General features: G+C 38.5%; 4 protein-coding genes. 1 reads left to right on the top strand and 3 read right to left on the bottom strand.

From position 1 onward, the window contains the following. Nucleotides 1-10 precede the first annotated feature (10 nt). A complete protein-coding gene (locus tag QZY09_RS21585) occupies nucleotides 11-208 on the bottom strand; it encodes a hypothetical protein (RefSeq protein ID WP_295675981.1) in 198 nt (65 codons plus the stop codon). A gap of 236 nt (nucleotides 209-444) precedes the next feature. On the opposite strand from QZY09_RS21585, the gene QZY09_RS21590 reads away from it, so the two are divergent. Next, on the top strand, nucleotides 445-654 hold the full coding sequence (locus QZY09_RS21590; protein WP_096352116.1) for a hypothetical protein: 210 nt from the start codon (nucleotides 445-447) through the stop codon (nucleotides 652-654). Between the two features lie 147 nt (nucleotides 655-801). On the opposite strand, the gene QZY09_RS21595 is transcribed toward QZY09_RS21590, so the two are convergent. Continuing rightward, entirely contained in the window at nucleotides 802-1,563 is a 762-nt protein-coding gene (locus QZY09_RS21595; protein ID WP_295675984.1) for an oxygenase MpaB family protein, read from the bottom strand. Between the two features lie 6 nt (nucleotides 1,564-1,569). Continuing rightward, complete coding sequence (locus QZY09_RS21600; RefSeq protein ID WP_295675987.1) at nucleotides 1,570-1,950, bottom strand: DUF2809 domain-containing protein; 381 nt, start codon at nucleotides 1,948-1,950, stop codon at nucleotides 1,570-1,572. Nucleotides 1,951-2,193 lie beyond the last annotated feature (243 nt).

Here is a 2,193-nt window from a genome sequence, read left to right on the forward strand (position 1 = left end):
CTTTACCAACTTACTTGAAATATGACAGTGGAATCTCTTTCCACATGCCGGCGGAGAGGCCGCCCGTGAGCAATTCGTAGATGAGGTATAATGGCCAAAAAATGTAACCCAGTAATAAAAGGATGAGGTTATGGTTATAGTACCAGTTTATCATTAGTGCGTAAATACCCAATACCAGGTAAAGGATACTCGAATCTCTGTTTTTCATTTTAAATTGTTTTGATGCGGTTAAACTAATACTAATTGGTAATAAAACCAAATCTTTAAAGCGAAGCGGATATTAAAATCATGTTAATAACAAATATCCAATCAATGTTGTTTGTTACGTATAAATATATAACTTGCCGCAAGTTTGTGTTAGTTTATGCTTCATAAATTTCACAATAAAAAACAAAATATAAAAACAATTTACCCCCCAATTGGGTTAACTAAAAAAAACTTATCATGGCAACAACAAACGGAATTACTGCTTACTCAGTAAAAACAAAAACAAAGAATGTACCAATGATCGATCCGGTTATCGATATTAAGTCAGGAAGGTACATTGCAACAGGAACAGATGCAGCAGGTAACAAAATGGCAGCCATAATGGGTAAAGCAGCCGCTGAAGAACATATCGCAAACGGCAATGCTAAAAAAGGCTCTGGCTGGTAGTTTCTTCGGGGCGAAAGGTTAAAGGCGAAAAGCTGAAAGGTTGTTTGCGCTATTTGATCTTCCTGAATTAATTATTTATCCTGGCTTAAATGTAACTAACTGTTTTACAGTTGGCTTATATTTGAGCCGGGGTTTGTTTTTTAAGGCCTATTTTACATCGAGATTCAAAATGCGTGCTTTATAAGCAGCAGGCAGAAGGGTGCTTTTTAACCAGGTATCGAACTTTACTATCCTTAACAGTTTATATATTTTTAACATTGGCATCAGCCAATGTTTGTTTTTCAGGCCTAATAAATGGCTTACCCGGGCAGGCGCCAGCTTAAATTGTACCTGCTTTAAAATGTTATACCGGGTAACGCCGAGGTGCTTTTTATATTGGCGATAAAGGTCGTTTGTAAACTCACTTTTAACCAAATTTTCTTGCAGATGTTCTTCCCTTGAGAGCCTCCACTGGCTATAATTACCAGGTAAACCTGCCAGTTGCATACGGTGACCTACGCGAAGAAAGACCTCAAAAACTTCAGTTTTTTCTTCGTCTGTCAGTTTAGTTTCCAATAATTCATACGAACAGATCGAATAATCAATTAACAGGTATAAGACATCGCGATACGCCCAATCCGGAATTTTGTCCTGCCTTTTTTTTTCCACATCCTGGTGAATGGCAGTTATTCGGTCGATAGATGAAAGCGCTTTTTGCTCTTCAGAGAAGATGATCTGGCCCGCGTATTCAACGGTGGAGAATAGACGAGCGAGAGGATCTGCTGGGAGCCGGCCAGTGAAGTATAGCCAATCTACGGCTTTATTCAGTGCAAATTCAGCGGCCGCTCCGGCGAATATAAAAAGGACAGTATCCGACTTACCCCAAATCTTCCGGACGATAGAATTCTGATCAACAAAATATTTTTCCATATAAAATTAGAATTTCTTTAGGCTTAGCCTGAGATTCTCCGCAACAATAATCAAAACGATGCCCAGCGTATACACCACCATATCCATTAACGAAAAAGAAGTGCCCAGCAATATTTTTGCCAGTCTTGAATGTTGTAAGCCCAGTACCTTTACCAAATGAAAATATTGGGAGACCTCTACACTATAGGCAAATAATAATACCCCGCCTGCAGTAAGCAGCACCGGTAGGTTGAAAAAGCTTTTTACAAAACAATACAGCAATATCACCACTAAAAAATCACCAATGTATGGGCGGATAAGGCCATCGTGCAGGTATAGGGCGATGATTATTTCGGTAATAAACAGGAGAAAAGCTGCAATAAAGTAGCCTTTATGGAATTTTAACATATAAAAGTACTTTGTAAAACAAAGTAAGTAATAATAAATGAGAATAGCAATGAGCCGGGTTTCTTTAAATCAATAATAGCTGTACATTAGCATCAGCCAAAACCAAATACATGGAGACTACTAAATTTTATTACAGTAAATGGTATGGGGTGGGCAGCCCCCTTGGTTTTGCCATTTATTTGTTGGGCGACGTGCTGTTTCATTTTAAAGATTACCGGAACGATCCATTGCTTTGGCTTTTGC

The organism is uncultured Mucilaginibacter sp., from assembly GCF_903913935.1.
Classification (GTDB): Bacteria; Bacteroidota; Bacteroidia; order Sphingobacteriales; family Sphingobacteriaceae; genus Mucilaginibacter.

Coding starts and splice junctions, on each gene's coding strand:
- QZY09_RS21595 (WP_295675984.1), bottom strand. CDS start 1,563: ATGGAAAAATATTTTGTTGATCAGAATTCTATCGTCCGGAAGATTTGG.
- QZY09_RS21600 (WP_295675987.1), bottom strand. CDS start 1,950: ATGTTAAAATTCCATAAAGGCTACTTTATTGCAGCTTTTCTCCTGTTT.
- QZY09_RS21585 (WP_295675981.1), bottom strand. CDS start 208: ATGAAAAACAGAGATTCGAGTATCCTTTACCTGGTATTGGGTATTTAC.
- QZY09_RS21590 (WP_096352116.1), top strand. CDS start 445: ATGGCAACAACAAACGGAATTACTGCTTACTCAGTAAAAACAAAAACA.